The organism is Yoonia vestfoldensis DSM 16212 (genome assembly GCF_000382265.1).
Classification (GTDB): Bacteria; Pseudomonadota; Alphaproteobacteria; order Rhodobacterales; family Rhodobacteraceae; genus Yoonia; species Yoonia vestfoldensis.
The window spans coordinates 70,427-92,888 of sequence record NZ_KB907985.1 but is presented as its reverse complement, the minus strand read 5'-3'; the positions used below and the strand labels follow the sequence as shown (position 1 = coordinate 92,888).

Genomic DNA, 22,462 nt, shown 5'->3' with positions numbered 1-22,462 from the left:
TCTTTTCTTGTTCGCGCCTAGACCTAACCCGATTGCGCGATTGCGCAAGGCACAGCTTTCACAGATGATCCGGCCAAAACGGCAAGGATACAGGTCATGGAACGGCACGGCGGCAAGATACTCAGCTATCAACTGGTGAAACTGGGGGTGCGGCGCGTGTTTTCGGTGCCGGGCGAAAGCTTTCTGGCCGCCCTCGACGGGCTTTATGACAGCGGCATCGCCAATATCGTCTGCCGACAGGAAGGTGGCGCCGCGATGATGGCCGAAGCCTATGGCAAGATGACAGGCCAGCCCGGCGTGTGTTTCGTCACGCGCGGACCGGGGGCCACCAATGCCAGCGCGGGCATCCATATCGCGATGCAGGACAGCACGCCGATGGTGCTGTTCGTGGGCCAGATCGACAACCGCCACACCGACCGCGAGACCTTTCAGGAGGTGGACTACAAGGCCATGTTCGGCCCCATCGCCAAATGGGTCGCCCAGATTGACGACACCGACCGGCTGCCCGAATATATCGGGCGCGCGTTCCGCGTGGCCATGTCGGGCCGCCCCGGCCCTGTCGTGCTCGCCCTGCCCGAAAACATGCTGAGCGATGTCGCCGATGTGCCCGATATCCGGCTGGGAGAGATGCATGAGGCCCAGATGTCCAGCGAGGCGACCCACGCCATCCTGCACGCGCTGGGACAGGCCGAACGCCCGCTGGTCGTGGTAGGTGGGCCGCATTGGTCGGCCCAGGCGCAGACCAACCTGCAAGCCTTTGCCGAACAGCAACACCTGCCTGTCGCGGTCGGTTTCCGCAGGCAGGATTATATCGACAACCACCACGGCTGCTATGCGGGCGATCTGAACGTCGGGATCAACCCGCGCCTTGCCGCGCGTGTGCGCGAGGCGGATTTGCTGCTCCTGATCGGCACGCGCTTCGGCGATATCGAAACGCAGGGCTACACGCTCGTCGATCCCGCAGCCCCGCAGAAAACCATCATCCACATCCATGCCGACGCGGACGAGATCGGGCGCGTCTATGCCCCCGACATCGGCGTGGTGGCGACCGCCCCTGCCGCCCTGCGCGCGCTCGTCGCGGCAAGCCCTGTCGGTGACTGGACCAACTGGACCGCCGCCGCACGCGCCGATTACGACGCATGGATCAGCCCGCAGGAAAGCCCCGGCGCGCTGAAACAGGAACAGGTCATCAAATGGCTGTCCGACCATCTGCCCGACGATGCGATCCTGACCAACGGCGCGGGCAATTACGCGGCATGGCTGCACCGCTATTTCGTCTACAAGACACACGGCACCCAGCTGGCACCCACATCGGGGTCGATGGGATACGGCTTTCCGGCGGCGATTTCGGCGTCACTCGAATATCCCGACCGGACGGTGGTCTGTTTGGCGGGCGACGGCTGTTTCCAGATGACCTGCAACGAACTCTCGACCGCCGCCCAGCACGGGGCGACACCGATCGTCGTGGTGATGGACAACGGCCGCTACGGCACGATCCGAATGCATCAGGAAAAGCATTATCCGGGGCGGGTGTCTGGCACGATGCTGGCCAACCCCGATTTCGCCGCTCTCGCCCGCGCCTATGGCGGCTATGGCGAGACGGTCACGACCTCCGCCGATTTCGTCGCGGCGTTTGGCCGCGCGCAGGCCGCAGGCACCTTTGCGATCATCGCCTGCAAGGTGGATGAAGAGGCGCTGAGCACAGGCGCCACACTGAGCGCGGTCAGAGCGGCGGCGCTGGGGCGGTAGGGACCATCACAAAAGAGGGCAGGCCCCGAGCCTGGGGTGGGAGTGAAGCCCCCCTCCCCGGGGGGAGGGTCGGGGGCTGCCCGGCGATGCCGGGCGGGAAAGATCGAACCTAGCGCGACAACCCGCCATGCAGCGTCGGCACATCGAGCGCCGCAAACCCGTAATGCCGCAGCCAGCGCAGGTCGGAATCAAAGAAGGCCCGCAGATCGGGGATGCCGTATTTCAGCATCGCGATGCGGTCGATGCCCATGCCAAAGGCAAAGCCCTGCCACTGGGTCGGGTCCACGCCTGCGGCCTGCAGCACCTTGGGATGCACCATGCCGGAGCCGAGGATTTCCAGCCAGTCGTCGCCTTCGCCCACTTTCAGCGTGCCGCCTTCCCATGAACAGCGGATATCCACCTCGGCCGAAGGTTCGGTGAAGGGGAAATGCGACGCGCGGAAGCGGATGTCGACGTGGTCCACCTCGAAATAGGATTTCACGAATTCCTCCAGCACCCATTTCAGGTTGGCCATGGAGATGTCCTTGTCGATCGCCAGCCCTTCGACCTGATGGAACATCGGCGTGTGCGTCTGGTCGTAATCGGCGCGATAGACGCGGCCCGGGCAGATGATGCGGGTGGGGGCGCCTGACGCCTCCATGCTGCGGATCTGCACGGGGCTGGTGTGGGTGCGCAACACATGCGGCGGGCGGTTATCGCCCTCGCGGCGGTGCGTGTAGAACGTGTCCATTTCCGCCCGCGCGGGGTGGTGGCCGGGGATGTTCAGCGCGTCGAAATTATACCAATCTGATTCGATCTGCGGCCCTTCGGCGACAGCAAAGCCCATATCGGCGAAGATGGCGGTGACCTCTTCGGTGACTTGGCTGATCGGGTGGATCGTCCCCTGACGGCGGGGGCGCGATGGCAGGGTCACGTCGAGCCATTCGCCGCGCAGCCGCGCATCAAGGGCGGCATCACCGAGGGCTGCCTTTTTCGCGGCCAAGGCGCTGTTGATCTCGTCCTTCAGCGCATTCAGCGCGGGGCCGGCGGTCTGGCGTTCTTCGGGCGACATCTTGCCCAGTTCGCGCATCTGCAGGCTGATCTCGCCCTTCTTGCCAAGGGCACTGACCCGCAGGTCCTCGATCTGCGCCTCGTCACCGGCTGCGGCAATCAGGGAAAGGTATTTGGCTTTCAGGTCGTCCATGTCGCGCCTCTTGATCTGGTTGTGCAGGGGTTAGCGAAAGGGCGGGGTTCGCGCAAGGTGCTGGGGGTGATGTGGTCAGGCATCCAGCAGCATGGAAAAGCGTGGCGGGAACGCATCCTTGCGCACGAAGCCAGCAGCGACATAGAAACCCTGCGCGTCCAGATTGTCCGGGTGAGTGCCGACAGCAAGGTAACGGCATGATAACGAAACCGCCTTGATCCTGCTGGCTTGGATCAGACCGCGCCCCACGCCACGCCCACAAAAAGCGGCTTCGGTGAAAAGGTGGTGCATGTCCATGCCACGCGCGCCGAACTGCAACTGTATCAGGCCACAAAGTGCGGCGTATCCGACAAGGCGGCCGTCGGTTTCCGCGACCATGACGTGGATCCATGGCGCTTCGCTGAAAGCATCGCGCAAAAGATCGTCACGCGACAGCGTCTGTGTGTCGGCATGATGTGCCGCCAATTGCCCGATCAAGTGCAGCAAGCAATCGGCATCCGATGGCTGCGCCTCCCGGATCAGGCCAAAGTCGGTTTTCAGGGGTAGCACGGTGTTTTCTATTCAGGGCTCCTTCCCGCCGTAGGAGCCAGATCATGTGCCACCATACGGCGGCAACATAAACATGCACCGCGCTCAATCGAGGCGGCTGAAATAAGTCGAGGTCGTGGTGTTGCCGTTGGTCATGGCGCTGTTTTGAAAGTGATCCGAGATCTTGTCAACTCTTGTTCCCAAAATGCAAAAGACCGCCCCTTTCGGAGCGGCCCTTCGTATCACTCAGCAGCCTCGGCTTACGCCATCGCCGCTTTCGCCTGACCAACAATCGTCGCAAACGCTTCGGGTTCGTTCACGGCCAGATCGGCCAGAACCTTGCGGTCGACTTCGATGCCGGCCAATGCCAGACCGTTGATGAACTTGGAGTAGTTCAGGGTCTCATCCACCGAACGCACACCGGCGTTGATCCGCTGGATCCACAAAGCGCGGAAGTTGCGCTTGCGGTTGTGCCGGTCGCGGGTGGCATATTGGTTGGCTTTGTCGACGGCCTGCTTGGCGACCTTGAAGGTCTTGGACCGGCGATCATAATAGCCTTTTGCCGCATCAAGAACTTTCTTGTGACGACGATGGGTAACGGTTCCGCCTTTAACGCGCATATCTCAAATCCCTCTAATCAACGTGCGTAAGGCATCATCGGCTTGATGATACCTTCGTCAGCTTTGCTCAATGTGGACGTGCCACGAGCGTTACGGAGGAATTTGTTGGTGCGCTTGATCATGCCATGGCGCTTTCCGGCCTGACCAGCCAGAATGCGGCCCGTGGCCGTCACCTTGAACCGCTTTTTGCAGCTCGATTTCGTTTTCATCTTCGGCATTTCCGTCTCCTTCAAAGGTCGGTCTTACGCGCGACTCGGCATGCCATACTGGCCGGACGCGCGGGTGAAGGCTGCCCTATAGGACGCAACGGCCCAAGGCGCAAGCCTGATCAGTTGATATAACGGCCGATGACAGCGACGATCACCTCGTCCACCGTCCCGGCCGTATAGACGCCGGGGTTTTCCTGAATAGCGTAGAAAATCGCTCCGCCGCCAAGCAGGAACATCAGCACCGCGTTGCGTGGCCAGCGCCTGTCGGCATAGGCGCTGACAAGCATCGGTATCCCGAACACCACGACGACCAGTCCGGCCACGAAAATCAGATCTAAGTCCACGAAAGCTGTCCCTGTCGCCTCTGCCGGACCTTATTCCGTTTCGGAGGCGTAAATCAAACGTTCCTCGCAGGGGGCGACGCGCAGGATATTGGTGGACCCCGGCGTGTTGAACGGCACACCCGCCGTCACGACGACCATGTCCTCTTTCGTGGCCATGCCCTGCGCCAGTGCCGCGCGCACCGCCGCGACAACGGCATCCTTGAAGCGGTTGACTTCGCCCGTCATCACGCAGTTCGTGCCCCATGACAGACACAGCCGCCGCGCGGTGCGGATATGGCTGGTCAGCGCGATGATCGGCACACGCGGACGTTCCCGCGCCACCAGAAGCGCGGTCGTGCCCGATTGCGAAAAGCAGCAGATCGCCTTGATGTTGGTGGTCTCCGCGATCTCGCGGGCGGCGGATACGATCCCGTCGGCGACACTGGTGCGCACGGCACGGCGCGACGCTTCGATGATCTCGGTATAGGTGGGGTCGGCCTCTACCTCGACCGCGACATTGTCCATCGTCTGGACGGCCTCGATCGGATAGGAACCGGCAGCGGATTCCGCCGATAGCATGATCGCATCGGCGCCTTCATAGATCGCTGTGGCCACGTCGGACACTTCAGCTCGGGTCGGCATCGGGCTTTCGATCATGGATTCGAGCATCTGCGTCGCCACGATCACCGGCTTGGCCGCCGCACGGCATTTGCGCACCAGTTGCTTCTGGATCGGCGGCACGTTCTGCACCGGCAGTTCTACGCCTAGATCGCCACGCGCGACCATGATCCCGTCGCTGACGGCGAGGATCTCGTCGAAGTTCTTCACGGCAGCGGGCTTTTCGATCTTGGACAGGATCGCGGCGCGACCCTTGGCCAGCACACGCGCCTCGTCCACATCGGCGGGGCGCTGCACGAAGGACAGCGCCAGCCAGTCGACACCCAGTTCGCAGACGAATTCCAGATCCTTGCGGTCCTTGTCCGACAGCGCCGCCAGCGGCAGCACAACGTCAGGCACGTTCACGCCCTTGCGGTTGGAAATGGTGCCGCCGACGATCACTTCGCAGTCTGCGAAGGTCGCGCCGCAGTCCTTGACCCGCAGCTTGATCTTGCCATCGTTGACCAGCAGATGCGCGCCGGGTTCGAGGGCGTCAAAGATTTCCTTGTGTGGCAGGCAGACGCGCGTCGCATCGCCATCGGTCTTGTCCAGATCAAGACGGAAAGCGGCTCCGGGCACCAGTTCCTCTTCGCCATTGGCAAAGACGCCGACCCGCAGCTTCGGTCCCTGCAAATCCGCAAGGATCGCGATCGGGCTGTCGAGGTCTTTTTCCACCTGCCGGATGATTTCATGCCGCGCGCGGATTTCGGAATGATCGCCATGCGACATGTTCAGACGGAACACGTCTGCACCTGCTTCATGCAAGGCGCGGATCATCGCGTAGTCGTTGGAAGCTGGGCCAAGCGTGGCGACGATCTTGACGTTGCGGTGGCGTTTCATACTCAATCCCTTTGGTAATGCCCGTTAGCGGTAACGGTCGGCTTTCCGCCCTTATTGCGCAATTCCATTCCCGCGACAACTAGCCTAAATGCAGTGACATGAGAATGACAGACCCTGCCTATAGTATCGAAGGCGCGGACAGGCCCGGCCGCTGGCTTGTAACCTGCGACCATGCGACCAACCATGTGCCCGATTGGGTGCAGGGCGGCGATCTGGGCCTGCCCGCCGCCGACATGGGCCGCCACATCGCCTATGACATCGGAGCGGCAGGCGTAACGCGGCATCTGGCAGCACTGCTCGACAGCCCCGCGATCCTGTCATGCTTTTCGCGGCTGGTGATCGACCCCAACCGGGGCGAGGATGACCCGACCCTGCTGATGCGCCTTTACGACGGCACGATCATTCCCGCAAACCGCCATGCGGGGCCGCAGGACCTGACCGAACGGCTCGACCGTCTGTACCGCCCCTATCACGATGCCTATGCCGATCTGGCCGCAAAGATGCAGCGCCCGGTGATCTGCGCGATCCACAGCTTCACCCCCCGCCTGCGATCCCGCGCGCCCCGCCCCTGGGAGGTTGGCGTGCTGTTCGCCCATGACGACCGGCTGGCCAAGCCTTTCATCGCCGCCTGCCGCGCGCAGGGCTGGTGCACGGGCGAAAACGAGCCCTATGCAGGCCACCTGCCCGGGGATGCAATCGACCGGCACGCCTTGCAACATGGCCGCCCCAATGTCTTGATCGAACTGCGCCAAGACCTGATCGCGGATACGGCAGGGCAGATGGCCTGGGCCGACAGGCTTGCGCCCATCCTGCAGAATGTCCTGAAAGACAGCCAGCTATGAAGGAGCACGACATGGACGACCAGACACGGATGGAGCTGGAGGCAGCGGCCTTTCGCCGCCTGCGCCAGCATCTGCAGGACGACCGGACCGATGTGCAGAACATCGACCTGATGAACCTAGCGGGCTTTTGCCGGAACTGCCTGTCACGCTGGTATCAGGAAGCCGCGAACGCACGCGGCATTCCCATGACCAAGGACGAAGGCCGCGAGGCGTTCTATGGCATGTCCTATGACGACTGGCGCGCCCAGCACCAGATCGAGGCAAGCCCCGCCGCACAAGAGGCGTTCAGAAAATCCCATGATTGATCCCGTCGCCCTGACCGCCGATCTGGTCCGCTGCCCATCCGTCACGCCAACGGAAGGCGGCGCGCTGGTCCTGCTGGAGGATCTGCTGACCAAAGGCGGGTTCACCTGCACCCGCGTGGACCGTGGCGGCGTGTCCAACCTTTTCGCCCGCTGGGGACGGCAGGGGGCGAACCGGACCTTCGGCTTCAACGGCCACACCGATGTCGTGCCTTTGGGGGACGAGGCCGCATGGACGATGCCGCCCTTCGGTGCGGTCATCAAGGATGGCTATCTTTACGGGCGCGGGTCCACGGATATGAAATCCGGCGTCGCGGCCTTTGCCGCCGCCGCGATTGATTTCGTGGCAGCCACGCCACCCGATGGCGCGATCATTCTGGCGATCACGGGGGACGAGGAAGGCGATGCGCTGGACGGTACGACTGCCCTTCTCGACTGGATGGCCGCGAATCGCGAGGCGATGTCGGTCTGTCTGGTCGGCGAACCCACCTGCCCCGACGTGATGGGCGAGGCGATGAAGATCGGGCGGCGCGGGTCGCTGAACGCCACCTTTACCGTGACCGGCGTGCAGGGCCATTCCGCCTATCCGCACCGCGCAAAGAACCCGCTGCCCGCGGTCGCGCGGCTGGTGGATGTTCTGGCCAGTCACGAGCTGGACCAAGGCACCGCGCATTTTGATCCCTCGACACTTGCGGTGGTGACCATCGACACGGGCAATGCGGCCACCAATGTGATCCCCGCGCAGACCCGCGCAGGCGTGAACATCCGTTTCAACGACCTGCATTCGGGCGCAAGCCTGACCGCATGGATGCAGGACATCGCCGATCAGATCGCCGCCGATTTCGGTGTGCGGATCGCGATGCAGGTCAAGGTGTCGGGCGAAAGTTTCATCACCCCGCCCGGCCCTTTGTCTGATCTGGTGGGCCGCGCCGTGAAGGCCGAAACAGGCCGCGATCCTGTGCTGTCCACCTCGGGCGGCACATCGGATGCGCGCTTTGTGCAGCACCATTGCCCCGTCGTCGAATTCGGACTTGTGGGCAAAACCATGCATCAGGTCGATGAACGGGTCGCGGTGGACCAGATCACGCAGTTAAAGGCGATTTACGGCCGCATCCTGTCCGACTATTTCGGCTGATCCAGCGGCCTCGCAGGCCACCAGAGAGGCCCGACCGCCACCAGCAGGACCAGGATGTTGAACAGGACATTGGACGGGTTACCTGACAAGGCCGATCCAAGGCTGTCCAGCACGAACCACGCAAGCAGGCCCACCAGCACGCTGCGGCGCACCGCCTCTGGCGCGTGATGGTGGACCCGCGTCGCAAGCATCCAGATCATGACACCCCATCCCAGCAGGAACCCGCCCGTCAGCGCCGACAGAAAGCGCGTTGTCGGGTCGGCAAAGGTCTGTGCGCCGTCGAGCGGCCAACCCAGAAGGTCTAGCGTCAGCGCGGCGGGTCCGGCTGTGGGCAGCATGGTGCCAAGAAAGAACACCGGCCCGAAAACACCCACGACAATCGCGGTGACCCGGAGCCAGAATTGATGAAAGTCATGTGTCATGCGGAATGCCTCTTTTGCGCTGAAGGCACCTAACCGGCCATAGGGCTGCCGGACAATTACCTCACAGGTAACTGACGCGGGACAACGCGCCATGCTATGATGGCCGCATGGACAGCTTTGCCCGTACCCTCAAGAATTGGCGCCAGACCCGCCGGATGAGCCAGCTTGACCTGGCACTGACGGCGGAGGTGTCGTCGCGCCACATCTCGTTTCTGGAGACAGGCCGCGCGCGCCCCAGCCGCGCCATGATCGCCCGTCTGGGTGACGCGTTGCAAATGCCGCTCGCCCCGCGCAACACGATGCTGTTGCAGGCCGGGTTCGCCCCGCTTTATCCGGCGCGTCCATGGGACGATGCGGCGATGGCACCCGTCCGGACGGCGGTCGCGCATACGTTGCAGCGGCACGCACCCTTTCCCGGCATCGCCATCGACCAGCTGTGGCGGATCGTACAGATGAACGCCCCCGCAGCGCGCCTGTTCGGTGGACTTGGGCTTGTGACAGGTGACAGCCTGCTGGACGCGATGACCGGGGCCCATCTGCCGCAGGCCATCGCCAACTGGCCGGACGTCGCACATCACGCGGCACAACGCCTGCGGCTGGAAAGCCTTGCGCAAGGCGGGGTTCCCGAACTCGACCGCGCCGCCGCTTGTCTGGGCCGGGTACAGGGGCAGTCAGCCGAGGTACAGGAACCATTCGTGCCGATGAAGATCATGCTTGGTGACCTGTGCTTGTCGCTTTTTGCAACGATCGCCCAGTTTGGCACCGCGGCGGACCTTACCCTGCATGACCTGCGGATCGAGCTCTATTTCCCGGCGGACGACGCCACAAGAAAGCTGCTGGAATCGCCCCCCGATGATAGTGGATGACGCCTTGCACGCGCCATGCTAGGCAGCGGCATGACACAGATCCCTTCCAAATCCGAAATCCTCGCATGGATATCCGACAATCCGACCAAAACCGCAAAGCGCGACATCGCCAAGGCGTTCGGGATCAAGGGTGCTGCGCGGATTGACCTCAAACGCATACTCAAGGAGCTGGAAGAAGCGGGCAAGCTGACCAAGCGCCGGTCGTCCTATCGTGATGTGGAGGATCTGCCGCCCGTCGCCGTTCTGGAAATCATGGCCCCCGATGCGGATGGGGACCTGTTCGCGCGACCGCTGGAATGGACCGGCCAAGGGCCGGAACCGCGTGTCCTGATGCTGTTGCGCTCCAGCGATCCGGCTCTGGGCGCGGGCGACCGGATTCTGGGGCGTCTGACCTTGGACAAGACCGAAGATCACACCCATACCGCGCGCATGATCCGCCGGATCGGGACCAATCCGATGCGGATATTGGGCGTGTTCCGTGCCGGGTCCGAAGGCGGGCGCGTCCTGCCCATCGACAAGGGTGCGGACAAGCAATGGGTCGTCGCCGCCGGTGCCACGGGCGGCGCCAAGGACGGCGAACTGGTCGAGGCCGAACAGGCGGGGCCGAAGGGCCGCCTCGGTTTGCCAAAGGCCCGGATCGTCGCGCGACTAGGTGATCCGACAGCGCCGCGTGCGGTGTCGCTGATCGCGATCCACCAGCACGGCATTCCCGACCATTTCCCCGACGATGCCGTCGCCGAAGCCGATGCCGCCAAGCCCGTCGGCGTCAAAGGCCGTAAGGACCTGCGGGACCTGCCGCTGATCACGATCGACCCGTGGGATGCGCGTGACCACGACGACGCCTGCTATGTCGAGGTGGACACAGACCCGAAGAACGACGGCGGTTTCATCATCTGGGTCGCCATCGCCGATGTCGCGGCCTACGTCCGCCCCAATACCGCGCTGGACCATGAGGCGCGCAAGCGCGGCAATTCCACCTATTTCCCCGACCGCGTGGTGCCGATGCTGCCGGACCGTCTGTCAGGCGATCTGTGTTCCCTGCACGAAGGCGTTGACCGCGCCTGTATCGCCGTCGCCATGCGGGTCGATGCCCATGGGCAGAAGATCGGACACGAATTCCATCGCGGTCTGATGAAATCGGTCGCCTCGCTCAACTACGAAGAAGTGCAGGACGCGATCGACGGGCAGCCGAATGACAAGACGGCACCCCTGGTAGAGGATATCCTGCGCCCGATCTATGCCGCCTATGCCGCGCTGGTCAAAGCCCGCGTCCAGCGCCAGCCCTTGGAACTGGACCTGCCCGAACGCCAGATCGTGCTGGATGACGCGGGCAAGGTCACGTCGGTGCAATTCAAGGAACGGCTGGATGCGCACCGGCTGATCGAGGAATTCATGGTGCTGGCCAATGTCGCCGCCGCCGAAACGCTGATCGCCAAGAAATCACCCCTGCTGTTCCGCGTGCATGAAGAACCGAACCCCGACAAGCTGGATGCTCTGCGCGAGGTGGTGCAGGCGTCTGGCCTTGTGCTGGCCAAAGGGCAGGTGCTGAAAACGGCGCATCTGAACCGCCTTCTGCTGGCCGCGCGCGAGACGGAACAATCCGAACTCATCAACATGGCGACGCTGCGGTCGATGACGCAGGCCTATTACAGTCCCGACAATTTCGGGCATTTCGGGCTGGCGTTGCGGTCTTATGCGCATTTCACATCACCCATCCGGCGTTATTCCGACCTGATCGTGCACCGTGCGCTGATCGCCGCCCATGGCTGGGGCAAGGACGGGCTGTCGCCTTGGGATGTCGAGAATCTTGGCGATACCGCGCAAAAGATTTCCGACACCGAACGCCGGTCAATGGCCGCAGAACGCGACACGACCGACCGCTATCTGGCGGCCTTTCTGTCCGACCGGATCGGGGTCGAAATGGGCGGGCGGATCAGCGGGATCGCGAAATTCGGGGTCTTTGTGAAACTGGACGAGACCGGCGCCGACGGGATGATCCCGATCCGCACGCTGGGGCGCGAATATTTCCATTACGATCCCGACAGCCAGACGCTGATGGGGTCCGACACCGGTACGCTGATCCGGCTGGGCCAGCGTGTGACCGTCAAACTGATCGAGGCGGCCCCCGTGACCGGCGGGCTGATCGTGGAACTACTGACGCTGGATGAACGGACCATGCCGCGCGGGCCCGGCGTGACCCGTGGCAAGCCTGCCCGCCGCAAACAAGCCAGTGCCAAGGCAAAAGCGGTCAAGATCGCCCGCAAGGTCAAGCGCAGCCGCAAGTAAGAACTTTTATACCTCCGGCGGGAGTATTTGTGGAAAAAAGAAGCGCGGCAGCAGAAAGCTGCCCTGCGACCAGAGGCATCGTATCGCCTTTCGGCAAATCGTGTATCTTTGGAAAAAACAAAGAGGGCAGCGATGAATCGCAGGCATTTTTTTGCGCTGGCAGGCAGCGCCTTGATCACAGGACAAACGGCACGCGCTGACGCGGCCACGTTCCCGAACTGGGTGGCGGGCTTTCGGAGGCGCGCGGCGGCTGCGGGAGTGAGCGACGCGACGTTTTCGGCGGCATTCGCGCAGGTCCAATACTTGACCGACAGTATCGAGCGGGACCGCAATCAGGCCGAATTCGTGCGGCCTTTTGGCGATTACATGGCCTCGGCCGTGTCCGACACGCGGATCAGCACGGGGCAAGCGAAGCTAAGCGAACTTGCGCCGGTTCTTGCCGCGATCGAGGCCCGTTTCGGTGTGGAACCGCATGTGGTGGCGGCGATCTGGGGCATGGAAAGCAATTTCGGCGCGAACCGTGGCACTGTCCCGTTGATTTCGACGCTGGCGACGCTGGCCCATGACGGCCGGCGGGGGGCGTTTTTCGAAGAACAGCTGATTGCCGCCCTACTGATCGTGCAACGCGGCGACACCACACCCGACCGCATGACCGGATCATGGGCGGGGGCGATGGGCCATACGCAGTTCATCCCGACCTCCTATCAGGCCTATGCCGTCGATTTTACCGGCGACGGGCGGCGGGATATATGGAGCGATGACCCCAGCGACGCGCTGGCCAGCACGGCGGCCTATCTGCGCGCCTTTGACTGGACAGGTGGTCAGCCTTGGGGTGCTGAGGTGCGCCTGCCGCAAGGGTTCGACTATACCCAGACCGGGCGGCGCGTCAGCCAGCGCACTGCCGATTGGGCGCGGATCGGTGTCGTCGGGGCCGACGGGCGGGCCGTGCCTGACCACGGCGAAGCGACGCTGACCACGCCGACGGGGGCGAATGGCCCGGCGTTCCTGCTGTTTTCAAACTACAGCGTGATCGGGCGCTATAACAACGCCGAGGCCTATATCTTTGGCGTCGGTCATCTGGCGGACAGGTTGCGCGGCGCTGGCCCGTTCACCCGCCCCTGGCCCGCCGACGACCAGCCTTTGCGGAGCGCAGAGCGGCGCGAATTGCAGGAACGGCTGACACGCGCGGGGTTCAACACCGGCGGCGTGGATGGCCGGATCGGGCCGAATACGCGCGGCGCGATCATGGGGTTCCAGCGCAGCCGGGGTCTGGTGCCTGATGGGCATCCGTCGCTTCCGTTGTTGCAACTACTCCGCTGAGCAGACTCCGCCCTGCATGCAGGCGGTCAGCATCGCGAGTGTTTCGGGCGTTGGATCATAGAACAGCCGCCCGCCACAAGGACCGGCGGTCACCGTCAATGCGGGATCATCCGCCGGGACGAAAACGATGGCGTCCTGTCCGCTTTGCACGCGGCCACACCAGGGGCCGGCACAGGTGATCTGCAAGGTGACCGGCCCGGTGTAATCTTTGCTGAAGCCCTGTGCCGTCAGTCCCTTGCCCGTGAACTGCGCTTGCAGCGGCGCCGGATCCGAAACGGGGTCTTGCTGGACGAAGGGTGGCAGGCCGCTTTCGTCGAAGGTCAGCACGCCATGCAGGACGAAATACGCCTCTGGCGCTGCTGCCAGGTCCTCAAACGTGCTGATCGCATCGGTGCGCATGCAGCTGAGCGCCTGCGCCTGTCCCGCAAGAGCAAGCAGCGTTGCAATCCAAACAAGGCCGCGCATCACAGCTTGCCTGCGAATTCCGCCAGCACGCGTTCATAGACGGCGCGTTTGAACGGCACGATCCCCGCGACCAGATCGGCGGGTGGTACCCATTTCCAGGCGGAAAACTCCGGGTGTTCGGTTTGTAGATTGATCTGGCTGTCGCGCCCGTGAAAACGCATCAGGAACCATTTCTGTTCCTGACCGCGATAGCGGCCTTTCCAGATATGGGGCACCAGTTCGACGGGCAGATCATAGGGGATCAGCCCTGCCGTTTCAGCCTCTACGCTGACAAGGTTCGGGGTGATGCCGGTTTCTTCTTCCAGTTCGCGCAAGGCGGCGGTGCGGGTGCTTTCGCCCGGATCGACGCCGCCTTGGGGCATTTGCCAGGCGTCGGTGTCGCGATCAAGGCGCTGGCCCACGAAGACATGGCCGCGCGGATTGATCAGCATGACGCCGACGCAGGGCCGATAGGGAAGATTGGCGATTTCGTCGGTGGTCATGAAAGGGCCTTGGTGTTTCATGGGCTGCTCCTGTTTCTTTGACCAGAGATAGCCACAAGGTCCAGCGGTTATGCGATAACAAGCCGTGTTTCGTGCCGGATACGGGCGGCGATCCAGCGCAGATGGCCGCGGTCAAGCCCGATGCAGCCCGCCGTGGGCCGCCCTTTGCCGCGCCATTGGTGGATGAAAATCGCCGACCCCCGCCCCTTGACCGGATAGGGCCAGTTCCAGTCGGTCAGGATGATGAGGTCATACATCGGATCGGCGCGGCGCAGGCGTTCGTGGCCAAAGGGGTGCGGCGCGCGCACCATCATGTTGTAATCGGGGTCGCGGATATCGTCGGACCACAAATCACCGGGCTTGATCGGCAGCGCCCAATCCGCAGGCCGCGCCATCCGGTCGGGGCGGTAGAGCATGCCGACAAGCCGGTGCGTGCCGATAGGGGTCGCGCCATCGCCTTCTTTCTTGCGTTTGCTCAAGCCCCCGCGCCCGATGGTGCAGGGGAAGCGACGGTTGAGAAAGCGCAGATGGGTCGGGGTCAGGACAAGGTCGGTGGGTTTCATGGGGTGAGGGATAACGGGCGGCGGCGGGGGTGTCAGTAGAAATATGCTGTTGAAGTGAGGCTGCTTTAGCCCTCTTTTACGTATGCTGCATGATGCATCGACGTCCGCTATCGCCGTCGATGCAAAGACCTTCAATAACTGTTTGGGTTTTGAGCGAACTATGTGGCAACATAAGTTAAGTCGTTTAGCGGACATACAATCAGAAGCGTTTCTGTGAAAAAGATTACTAACCGACAAGCCAAACTTGAGGTCAGTTGAAACCTTGATTTACACATGTCCAAGAGGGAACTTACAGCATGGGGCCTTTTGTATGACAGCTAGTCAAATCATCATTACTTTGGTTTTTGTGATTTTAGCGATCACCGTGGTCCTGACGATAGCACGTAGGCGTTACAAAAAAGCGCACGCTCCGCGCCAGACGCACACTGCACATTGTCCAGGTCCTGGATATGACCGAGGTGCAATCGCGAGGAGCGCCACGTCAGGATTCATGACTGACCATAGCAACAGCCATTCGCCGTAAAAATTTCGCACCCTCTCGGTTGAATTTGAAACTCTAAAAACCGCCGGTTGTTGGACGGTGTACCTAAGCGGACCTTAGAGCGCACTAAACCAAGGGCCGTAAGGTCCGCAAAGCGGACATGCCAACCCCTACAACAAATGCCCCGACTTCGCGGCCTTCGTGGCCAGATAGCCGGTGTTGTGCCGATTCTCACCCACTTTCAGCGGAACGCGTTCCACCACCTTGATCCCGCAGCTTTCCATCCGCGCGACCTTGGCGGGGTTGTTTGTCAGCAACCGCACGGCGCTGAAACCCATCTTTTTCAGGATCTCCGCCCCGATGCGGAAATCGCGTTCGTCATCCTCGAATCCCAGACGGTGGTTCGCCTCGACGGTGTCGAACCCCTGATCCTGCAACGAATAGGCGCGCATCTTGTTGGCCAGCCCGATCCCGCGCCCTTCTTGATTGAGGTAAAGCAGGACCCCTGCCCCTTCGGCCCCCATCTGCGCCAGCGCACCGCGCAATTGCGGGCCGCAGTCGCATTTCAGCGACCCCAGCAGATCGCCGGTGAAACAGGCCGAATGCAGGCGCGACAACACGGGCTGCGACCGGTCGGGCTGGCCGATCTCGACGGCGTAATGTTCCTCGGCGCCGTCATCGGGGCGGAAGATGTGCAGGCGGCCAGCCTCGGACACCTCCAGCGGCAGGCGCGCGCTGATGACAGGGCGCAGCGGGCTGAGGGCTGTATCCACCGCCGCCGTCGCAGGCACCAGCGTCAGGTTGTGCGCCTGCGCGAAACCGGCGGCATCATCGACCGGCAACACCAGCGCGGCGGGCAACAGGCGCGCGGCCTTGGTCAGCGCGATGGCGGCGCGGTGCAGATCGGCGTTGCCATCCCGCAGGCTGCGCAGCGGGCCTTTCATGGGGGCACGCAGATCGTCGGCAGGGTCGGCGACGGACCGGACCCATGCCAGGCTTACATCCGGCGGCAAGGCGATCCGCGCCAGATCGCCGTCATAGACATGCGCTTTGAGCGTCGCCGCCCGCCGTCCGGTGATCGCAAGCACCGCCGCACCGCCCAAGGTGCGCAGATGCGCCAGCCTGTCGGCGTCCAGCGTCTCGGCGGCGAGGATGACAGCCCCGCCGTCCAGCACCACGGGCACGCCCATGCGCAGGTCCGCACGTGCGCGCGCAAGCCGTTCGGTAATGTCGGGGGAAAATCCAGTCATCGGGCACCTGTCAATTGTTTCACCTGATAGCCGTTTTCGTCGCAAAGTGAAACAAAACCCCGCCTGATCACACGTCCGTGTGAACCACGCACCGGAAATCTTGTCTGATCCGTATCTTGTTCACAGATCGATGATGTAATGATGGAGGCTGTCATGGGGCAACTCAAAAAGATTTTGCTTGTGGACGACGACGACGACCTGCGCGAAGCGCTGGGCGAGCAGTTGTTGATGACCGAGGATTTCGACGTGTTCGAGGCCGATGATGGGGCAAGCGCCATCGTGAAAGCAAAGGAAAGCTTGTACGATCTGATGATCCTCGATGTCGGTCTGCCCGACACCGATGGCCGCGAATTATGCCGCCGCTTGCGCAAGCAAGGCGTCAAATGCCCGATCATCATGCTGACCGCGCAGGACAGCGATGCCGACACCATCCTTGGCCTTGACGCGGGTGCCAATGATTACGTCAGCAAACCGTTCAAGTTTCCGGTGCTTCTGGCGCGGATCCGCAGCCAGCTGCGCACGCATGAACAATCCGAAGACGCGATCTTCCAGCTTGGACCCTATACGTTCAAGCCCGCACAAAAGATGCTGATCACCGAAGATGACAAAAAGGTCCGCCTGACCGAGAAAGAGACGAATATCCTCAAATACCTGTACCGCGCCACAGACGGCGTGGTCGCCCGTGATGTGCTGCTGCACGAGGTCTGGGGCTATAATGCGGGTGTCACAACGCACACGCTGGAAACCCATATCTACCGTCTGCGCCAGAAAATCGAACCCGATCCGTCCAACGCGCGTTTGCTTGTGACGGAACAAGGCGGCTACAGGCTCGTTTCATAAGAACCCTGCCGGTGATCGGGTTATATCACCACCCTCCCTGTTGGACTTGCCCGGGCCTTGTGCCCGGGCGTTTTTTCAACGTCACAAACAGCTAGGATATCATCATGAAAACAGCGCAGGATTATCTTGACGAAGCGAATGCCGTCGTCACCCGCATCGACAGCAAGGATGCTATCGCGAAGCATGCCGAAGGGGCCGGGGTCTTTATCGACGTGCGTGACAGCAGCGACATCGCCCATTCGGGCACGATCAAAGGCGCGGAACGCGTGGCGCGCGGCTTTATCGAATTCGCCGCCGATCCGACGTCAAAGTTTCACAAACCCTTCTTTGACAAGGACAAGACCTATTACCTTGTCTGCGGTCTGGGCGGACAGGCGGCCCTTGCGGGCAAGACGCTGAAGGACATGGGTTATCCCAATGTCATCAACGTAGGCGGCATCGGCGATTGGAAGGACGCAGGCGGCCCCGTCGAGGACTAAGCCAGCGCCTGATCCCAGTCGGCAATCAGATCGTCGATATGTTCGATCCCCGCGCTGACGCGGATCAGGTTTTCCGGAATACCGGTATGCGGCTCGATCGTGTACCGGTGTTCCACCAGACTTTCGACACCGCCCAGTGACGTGGCACGCAGGAACAGCGCCAGCTTGCCTGTCACACGCAGCGCATCATCGCGCCCGCCTTTCACCAGCACCGACAACAGACTGCCGAAACCGCCCTGCATCTGGCGCAGGGCGATGTCATGGCCCTGATGGTGCGGCAGACCGGGATAGAACGCATCCGCGACCGCATCATGCGCCATCAGGTGCTGTGCCAGCGCCAGCGCGTTCTGCGACATGCGTTCCACCCGCAAAGGCAGGGTGCGCATGGCGCGGGTCAGAAGCCACGCCTCGAACGGGCCAAGGATCGCGCCCGCCATCTTGCGGTCGGCCTTGATCGCCTGCCAGACGCCCGCATCGGGGGCGGCGGTGGAGAGCACCCCCGCCAGCACATCGGAATGGCCGTTGATCCCTTTGGTCGCGGAATGCATGACGATATCGGCCCCATGATCCAGCGCGCGCGTCAGGATCGGCGTGGCAGCGGTGCCATCGACCAGCAGGACACCTTGGGTCGCGGCCTTGACGGCAGCGATATCGACCGTCAGCAGCCACGGGTTCGACGGTGTTTCGATCAGCACCAGATCGGCGGGGCGCGTCTGGCAGGTCATGACCAGATCGGCGGCAGGCACCTCGATCAGCGTGATTTCGCGCCGCGCGCAGAATTCGCGCACCCATGCAGTCGTGCCCCAATAGATGCCCGACTGGACAATCGCCGTCGCACGGTTCGGCAGCGCGCGGAACACGGCGGCAATGGCGGCCATGCCCGAGGGGAACAGCAGCGTATCCTGCGCGTTTTCCAGCGCGCGGATGACCGCCTCGGCCTGACGCATATTGTCGGAATTGTCGCGGGAATAGATATTGTCCGGCCGCACCAGCGCGTAGTTTTCATCGCGCAGGAACGTGGTGGACGGCTGCAGCGCAGGCACGACCCCCCCTGATTGCGGGTCAAGCGCGCCTGCGGCATGGGCGGCGATGGTGGCGGGGTGCAATGGCTTTTTCATGCCGCTATCTGTGGCATGTCCGCTAGCCGATGCAAGGGGCCTTACTCAGGTTTTCGGCAATGGCGCCAGCAGGTCGCGTTCATCGCCGAACTTGCCGATATAGGCTGTCGTCAGGCCCAGACATTCGGTCGATCCACAACTGGCCTGATGCGGGCATTGATAAAACCCGTTGCGGTCGAATTCGGTCCAGAATTCGGGGTCGATGACCAGCAGCGGTTGGGCATTGACCACCGCATCGCCGTAATCACCCAGCAGGCATTCGGGGAAATTCTTGACCTCGACATAGCGGCCCTGCGCGCGGCATTTGCCGATCGCTTCCCGCAGATAGGGCAGGATGTCCGTGTGCTTTGCTGCAAGGTCCTTGGGGTCATCTTCGGCCATCGGAAAGAAGTTCCAGAATTCCATCTGGACCAGCCGCTTCAGATGCGCCAGCGCGTCGACCATGCCGGGCAGCAGAGCGTAACTTTGCGTCGTGATGACCGAATTTGTGATCAGCCGGACATGGTCGTAGCTGTCCAGATGCGCCATGCCCTGCATCATCTTGTCCCACGCGCCCGCCACCTGCGTGATGCGGTCGTGGCTTTCAGCGTCAGACCCCGCGACCGAGACAAAGTATTCATCCACGCCCGCATCCACCAGCCGGTCGGCGTAATCGGTGCGGCCCAGATGCATCCCGTGCGTCTGGATGCGCACATGGGCGAACCCTGCGCTGCGCGCCTTGCGGGCGATGTCGGGCAGGTCACGGCGCAGCGTTATTTCCGACCCCGTCAGGACCAGCCCTTCCCAGCGTCCGGTTTCGGCCTGATCGCGGCAGATCCTGTCCAGCGTCTCGTCCGATGTGGGCGCAAGCCGGTCCATCGTGCCTTCGATCATACAATGCACACATTTCAGGTTACAGCGAAACTCCATCGTCAAGGAAACATACTTTTCATGGTCTCGCAGGCTCAGCCCGCGCAGCCGGCCCAAGCGGTCAACCGGCGTCGTCAGTCCGACCCGTGCGCCCGGCGCCTGCACCACGTCCAAGGCGCGGATGGGGTCATGATCAGAGGAGGCCATAGAAACTGCCTTTCACCGGATGGACCCGCCCGTCCGCATCGCAGGCGAAATCCCAACCCACATCATAAAGGTGATGGTCCAGCGCGTCATGGTTTTCTGCAAGAAAGCCCTGAAGTGCGGCAGGAAAATCCTGCTTTTGCAGAAAATGCGCCAGCTGCGCCGCGCGGATACGCGAGAAATACAGCCCGTCGCGGCGCTGCTTGTTGGCGACCACCACGGTCTGCACCCCTGCCATTTCAGGCCAAAGCAGATCGGTCACGTTGACCTTGGCCAGCGGCAAGTAGATGGATTCGGTCAGCTTGTCGTGGATCTGCTGCGCCTCGCGCTGCGCATCGAAGAAGAAATAGAAATTGCGCATCTCGTATCCCGCCTGCGTCAGCCCGTAACAGATGCCCGATGACACATTCGACCCCGGATTGCCCATATAGATGTCGATCTGGTCGAGCGGGGCGCCCGCCAGATGCTGCGACGCGATTTCCACCGAGAACATGAAATAGGGCAGGCTATCGTCAGGTGTCAGCGCGCAATTCAGCCAAGGGGCTGTCGCTTTCAGGAAATCACCGATCCCCAGACGCCTGTGTGCGCGGGCATAGTCGTAGAAATAGAATTCCCACGACGGGCCAGCCGCCGACCATTTCATCCCCCAGACCGTGGCGAACCGCCCCCAAGTGTCACGGATCGCATCGGTCAGCGCCGCCATTTCCGGCCCCAACCCTGCCCCATCAAAGGATTTGTAAAGCAGCGCCACGGACCGCAGCGCGTCATCGCTGGGCGCGCGCGGCGGATCATAGGGCCACAGACAGAAATCCTGCGCCAGATCGCCCGGCCTGCTGAGTTGCGCGCGCGCCTTTGCGTCCCAATCCATCATAGCTGCCGCGCCCCGAAATAGAGCGTGGCAAAAGCCGCGCCCGTGCTGTCCATGCCAGCCGCGATATGACCAAACCGCGCTGCCCCATGCGCGTCCAGAAACGGGGCTGGATCAAGGCCAAAGCCTGCGAACACCGGCGCGATCAGTCCCGCCGCATCCGCTAGCGTCAACCGTGCATCGGCGACAGATATATCGACCGACGCACGCGGGCTGCCCGTCTCGGTCACATGCAGCACGACCGCCGTGCGGTCGGGGTCGCCGTCACGGGCTAGATCAAGGCAGGCAAGCATCGCGTCGCGCACCGGGCCTGCGGGTACCAGCCCCGCGACCAGCGCGGCTTTGGCGTCGTGGCTCTGGTGGGTGACGCTGGTATAGCGGTTCAACCGCTTGTCAGTGCCCGCCCATTTCAAAGCCAGAAACACGAGGTCCGGGGCGGGTGCGGTGTCGGGTGCGAATTCCAGATAGCATTTCCCGATCCCGTCATCCGCGCCGAAATGCACCGCATGTGCCGCCGCTAGATGCGGCAGCAGCGCCGTGCAATCGTTGCAACCCAGTGCGGCGCAAAGCTCGGCCAATGTCGTGCGCGGGGCGGGATACAGCGCACGGCGGCCCATGCTGACCAGTCCGCGATCATCCGACAACCTGCCTTGCGACAGCTTGACCGACCGCTCGAAGATCCGGGGCGCATCCAGCGTCGCTGTCACAGCCAGCAGATCCGCCACACCCATGTCAGCCTGCGGTAGGAAAGGTCAGGATGCAGCGATGCCCCGCAGGCAAAAGCGCCCCCGGATTGGGCAGTTCCAGCTCGACGCCGAAGGTGCCGGAGGCCGCATCGAACACCTGATCAAAGGCGATCACACGCGCCTGAAAGCTGTCGGTGATGGGGGCGGCGGGCGCGACGGTCGCGAGCATCCCGTTCGAGATTGCGGGGTAAAGTTCCACCGGCAGGAACGCCTCGATCAGCAGGGGGTCCAGCCGGACGATGGACACGATCGCCTCGTTCGTGGCGACAAATTCCCCGGCGGATTTATTGCGGATCAAGACGACCCCTTCGGTGGGGCTGGTGATCGTGCGCTGGGCAAGTTGCTGGCGCGCGCGGGCCAGTTCCTGCACGGCGATTTCTTTGTCGAGCACCGCCTGCGCGAGCAAGGCTTCGGCGGTGACCAGTTCAGCCTCGATTTCCTGCAACTGGTCAGCAGAGGCGACATTGCGGTCCACCAGAGTCTGGGTCCGTTCGCGCTGCACCATGATCAGGTCGCGCCGCGCGGTCTGGGCCTCGATCGCGACATTGTTGTCGGCGCGGGTTTCCAGCAGGCCGATGGTGGCGCGCTCCACGCTGCTTTCCAGATTGGCGATCACCTGCCCTGCCGCAACTGTGTTGCCGCGCCGGACGGTGACATCTTCCAGCACACCCGCGACGGGGGCGCCGACGTCGATGATATCGGCGGGGTCCATCACGCAGTCAAAGGATTCGTCCGCCAGCCCCTGCGCCTGCACCAGCGACGCCGACATGCAGAACAGGGCAGCAAGGGTGATCGTGCTTTTCATCGAAATCTCCAACATTGCGCTCTTGTCGCT

Annotated in this window: 25 protein-coding genes; 9 read left to right on the top strand and 16 right to left on the bottom strand. The window is 62.7% G+C overall.

Annotation, left to right across the window (positions count from 1 at the left end):
- Positions 1-96: 96 nt before the first annotated feature.
- A complete protein-coding gene (locus H147_RS0113790; protein WP_019955966.1) occupies positions 97-1,749 on the top strand; it encodes a thiamine pyrophosphate-binding protein in 1,653 nt (550 codons plus the stop codon).
- A gap of 109 nt (positions 1,750-1,858) precedes the next feature.
- On the opposite strand, the gene pheS is transcribed toward H147_RS0113790, so the two are convergent.
- The 6 genes from pheS to pyk form a co-directional block, all read right to left on the bottom strand.
- Complete coding sequence (gene pheS, locus H147_RS0113785) at positions 1,859-2,932, bottom strand: phenylalanine--tRNA ligase subunit alpha (protein WP_019955965.1); 1,074 nt, start codon at positions 2,930-2,932, stop codon at positions 1,859-1,861.
- A 75-nt stretch (positions 2,933-3,007) separates the two neighbouring features.
- Positions 3,008-3,481, bottom strand: a complete 474-nt coding sequence (locus tag H147_RS19785) for a GNAT family N-acetyltransferase (protein WP_019955964.1) — start codon at positions 3,479-3,481, stop codon at positions 3,008-3,010.
- A gap of 239 nt (positions 3,482-3,720) precedes the next feature.
- On the bottom strand, positions 3,721-4,080 hold the full coding sequence (gene rplT, locus H147_RS0113775; protein WP_007205994.1) for a 50S ribosomal protein L20: 360 nt from the start codon (positions 4,078-4,080) through the stop codon (positions 3,721-3,723).
- Between the two features lie 17 nt (positions 4,081-4,097).
- Positions 4,098-4,298, bottom strand: coding sequence for a 50S ribosomal protein L35 (gene rpmI / locus H147_RS0113770; RefSeq protein ID WP_026352528.1), 201 nt, complete (start codon positions 4,296-4,298; stop codon positions 4,098-4,100).
- A gap of 110 nt (positions 4,299-4,408) precedes the next feature.
- On the bottom strand, positions 4,409-4,633 hold the full coding sequence (locus H147_RS0113765; protein ID WP_019955962.1) for a hypothetical protein: 225 nt from the start codon (positions 4,631-4,633) through the stop codon (positions 4,409-4,411).
- A gap of 30 nt (positions 4,634-4,663) precedes the next feature.
- Positions 4,664-6,109 carry a pyruvate kinase gene (gene pyk / locus H147_RS0113760; RefSeq protein ID WP_019955961.1) on the bottom strand — a complete coding sequence of 482 codons (1,446 nt, stop codon included), beginning with the start codon at positions 6,107-6,109 and terminating at the stop codon, positions 4,664-4,666.
- A 104-nt stretch (positions 6,110-6,213) separates the two neighbouring features.
- Between pyk and H147_RS0113755 the strand changes: the two genes are divergently transcribed.
- The 3 genes from H147_RS0113755 to dapE are packed head-to-tail and all read left to right on the top strand — an operon-like array spanning position 6,214 to position 8,388.
- Complete coding sequence (locus tag H147_RS0113755) at positions 6,214-6,951, top strand: N-formylglutamate amidohydrolase (RefSeq protein WP_019955960.1); 738 nt, start codon at positions 6,214-6,216, stop codon at positions 6,949-6,951.
- 11 nt (positions 6,952-6,962) lie between these two features.
- Positions 6,963-7,256 carry a DUF1244 domain-containing protein gene (locus tag H147_RS0113750; protein ID WP_043699992.1) on the top strand — a complete coding sequence of 98 codons (294 nt, stop codon included), beginning with the start codon at positions 6,963-6,965 and terminating at the stop codon, positions 7,254-7,256.
- Positions 7,249-8,388: a succinyl-diaminopimelate desuccinylase gene (gene dapE / locus H147_RS0113745; protein WP_019955958.1), complete on the top strand. Its 1,140-nt coding sequence runs from the start codon at positions 7,249-7,251 to the stop codon at positions 8,386-8,388. Before H147_RS0113750 ends, dapE begins: the two co-directional genes overlap by 8 nt.
- On the opposite strand, the gene H147_RS0113740 is transcribed toward dapE, so the two are convergent.
- Positions 8,376-8,810 carry a hypothetical protein gene (locus H147_RS0113740; protein ID WP_019955957.1) on the bottom strand — a complete coding sequence of 145 codons (435 nt, stop codon included), beginning with the start codon at positions 8,808-8,810 and terminating at the stop codon, positions 8,376-8,378. The genes dapE and H147_RS0113740 overlap by 13 nt on opposite strands.
- A gap of 107 nt (positions 8,811-8,917) precedes the next feature.
- Here H147_RS0113740 and H147_RS0113735 point away from each other — a divergent pair, with 107 nt between their 5' ends.
- The 3 genes from H147_RS0113735 to H147_RS0113725 all read left to right on the top strand — a co-directional run bounded on the left by H147_RS0113735 (position 8,918) and on the right by H147_RS0113725 (position 13,282).
- A complete protein-coding gene (locus H147_RS0113735; RefSeq protein WP_026352527.1) occupies positions 8,918-9,676 on the top strand; it encodes a helix-turn-helix domain-containing protein in 759 nt (252 codons plus the stop codon).
- A 30-nt stretch (positions 9,677-9,706) separates the two neighbouring features.
- Entirely contained in the window at positions 9,707-11,962 is a 2,256-nt protein-coding gene (gene rnr, locus H147_RS0113730) for a ribonuclease R (RefSeq protein WP_019955955.1), read from the top strand.
- 132 nt (positions 11,963-12,094) lie between these two features.
- Positions 12,095-13,282, top strand: a complete 1,188-nt coding sequence (locus H147_RS0113725) for a lytic murein transglycosylase (RefSeq protein WP_019955954.1) — start codon at positions 12,095-12,097, stop codon at positions 13,280-13,282.
- Here H147_RS0113725 and H147_RS0113720 read toward each other — a convergent pair.
- From H147_RS0113720 to ribA, 4 genes are all read right to left on the bottom strand, one after another.
- A complete protein-coding gene (locus tag H147_RS0113720) occupies positions 13,271-13,747 on the bottom strand; it encodes a hypothetical protein (RefSeq protein WP_019955953.1) in 477 nt (158 codons plus the stop codon). The two genes, H147_RS0113725 and H147_RS0113720, sit on opposite strands and share 12 nt — an antisense overlap.
- Positions 13,747-14,250, bottom strand: coding sequence for an RNA pyrophosphohydrolase (locus H147_RS0113715; protein WP_019955952.1), 504 nt, complete (start codon positions 14,248-14,250; stop codon positions 13,747-13,749). Before H147_RS0113715 ends, H147_RS0113720 begins: the two co-directional genes overlap by 1 nt.
- 47 nt (positions 14,251-14,297) lie before the next feature.
- Positions 14,298-14,792: a L,D-transpeptidase family protein gene (locus H147_RS0113710; protein WP_019955951.1), complete on the bottom strand. Its 495-nt coding sequence runs from the start codon at positions 14,790-14,792 to the stop codon at positions 14,298-14,300.
- Positions 14,793-15,443: 651 nt separating this feature from the next.
- Positions 15,444-16,523 (bottom strand): GTP cyclohydrolase II, encoded by a 1,080-nt coding sequence (gene ribA, locus H147_RS0113705; protein ID WP_019955950.1) that lies wholly within the window; start codon positions 16,521-16,523, stop codon positions 15,444-15,446.
- Positions 16,524-16,676: 153 nt separating this feature from the next.
- Here ribA and H147_RS0113700 point away from each other — a divergent pair, with 153 nt between their 5' ends.
- Positions 16,677-17,363 carry a response regulator transcription factor gene (locus H147_RS0113700; protein ID WP_026352525.1) on the top strand — a complete coding sequence of 229 codons (687 nt, stop codon included), beginning with the start codon at positions 16,677-16,679 and terminating at the stop codon, positions 17,361-17,363.
- A 104-nt stretch (positions 17,364-17,467) separates the two neighbouring features.
- Positions 17,468-17,842, top strand: a complete 375-nt coding sequence (locus H147_RS0113695; protein ID WP_019955948.1) for a rhodanese-like domain-containing protein — start codon at positions 17,468-17,470, stop codon at positions 17,840-17,842.
- Here H147_RS0113695 and H147_RS0113690 read toward each other — a convergent pair.
- From H147_RS0113690 to H147_RS0113670, 5 genes are read right to left on the bottom strand one after another with little or no spacing between them, the layout of a single operon-like run.
- Positions 17,839-18,960 (bottom strand): trans-sulfuration enzyme family protein, encoded by a 1,122-nt coding sequence (locus H147_RS0113690; protein ID WP_019955947.1) that lies wholly within the window; start codon positions 18,958-18,960, stop codon positions 17,839-17,841. The genes H147_RS0113695 and H147_RS0113690 overlap by 4 nt on opposite strands.
- Before the next feature lie 45 nt (positions 18,961-19,005).
- A complete protein-coding gene (locus H147_RS0113685; RefSeq protein WP_019955946.1) occupies positions 19,006-20,016 on the bottom strand; it encodes a radical SAM protein in 1,011 nt (336 codons plus the stop codon).
- A complete protein-coding gene (locus H147_RS0113680; protein WP_162561680.1) occupies positions 20,003-20,884 on the bottom strand; it encodes a hypothetical protein in 882 nt (293 codons plus the stop codon). Before H147_RS0113680 ends, H147_RS0113685 begins: the two co-directional genes overlap by 14 nt.
- Positions 20,881-21,612, bottom strand: coding sequence for a hypothetical protein (locus H147_RS0113675; RefSeq protein WP_019955944.1), 732 nt, complete (start codon positions 21,610-21,612; stop codon positions 20,881-20,883). Before H147_RS0113675 ends, H147_RS0113680 begins: the two co-directional genes overlap by 4 nt.
- Position 21,613: 1 nt before the next feature.
- A complete protein-coding gene (locus H147_RS0113670; RefSeq protein WP_162561679.1) occupies positions 21,614-22,432 on the bottom strand; it encodes an efflux RND transporter periplasmic adaptor subunit in 819 nt (272 codons plus the stop codon).
- Positions 22,433-22,462: the final 30 nt, after the last annotated feature.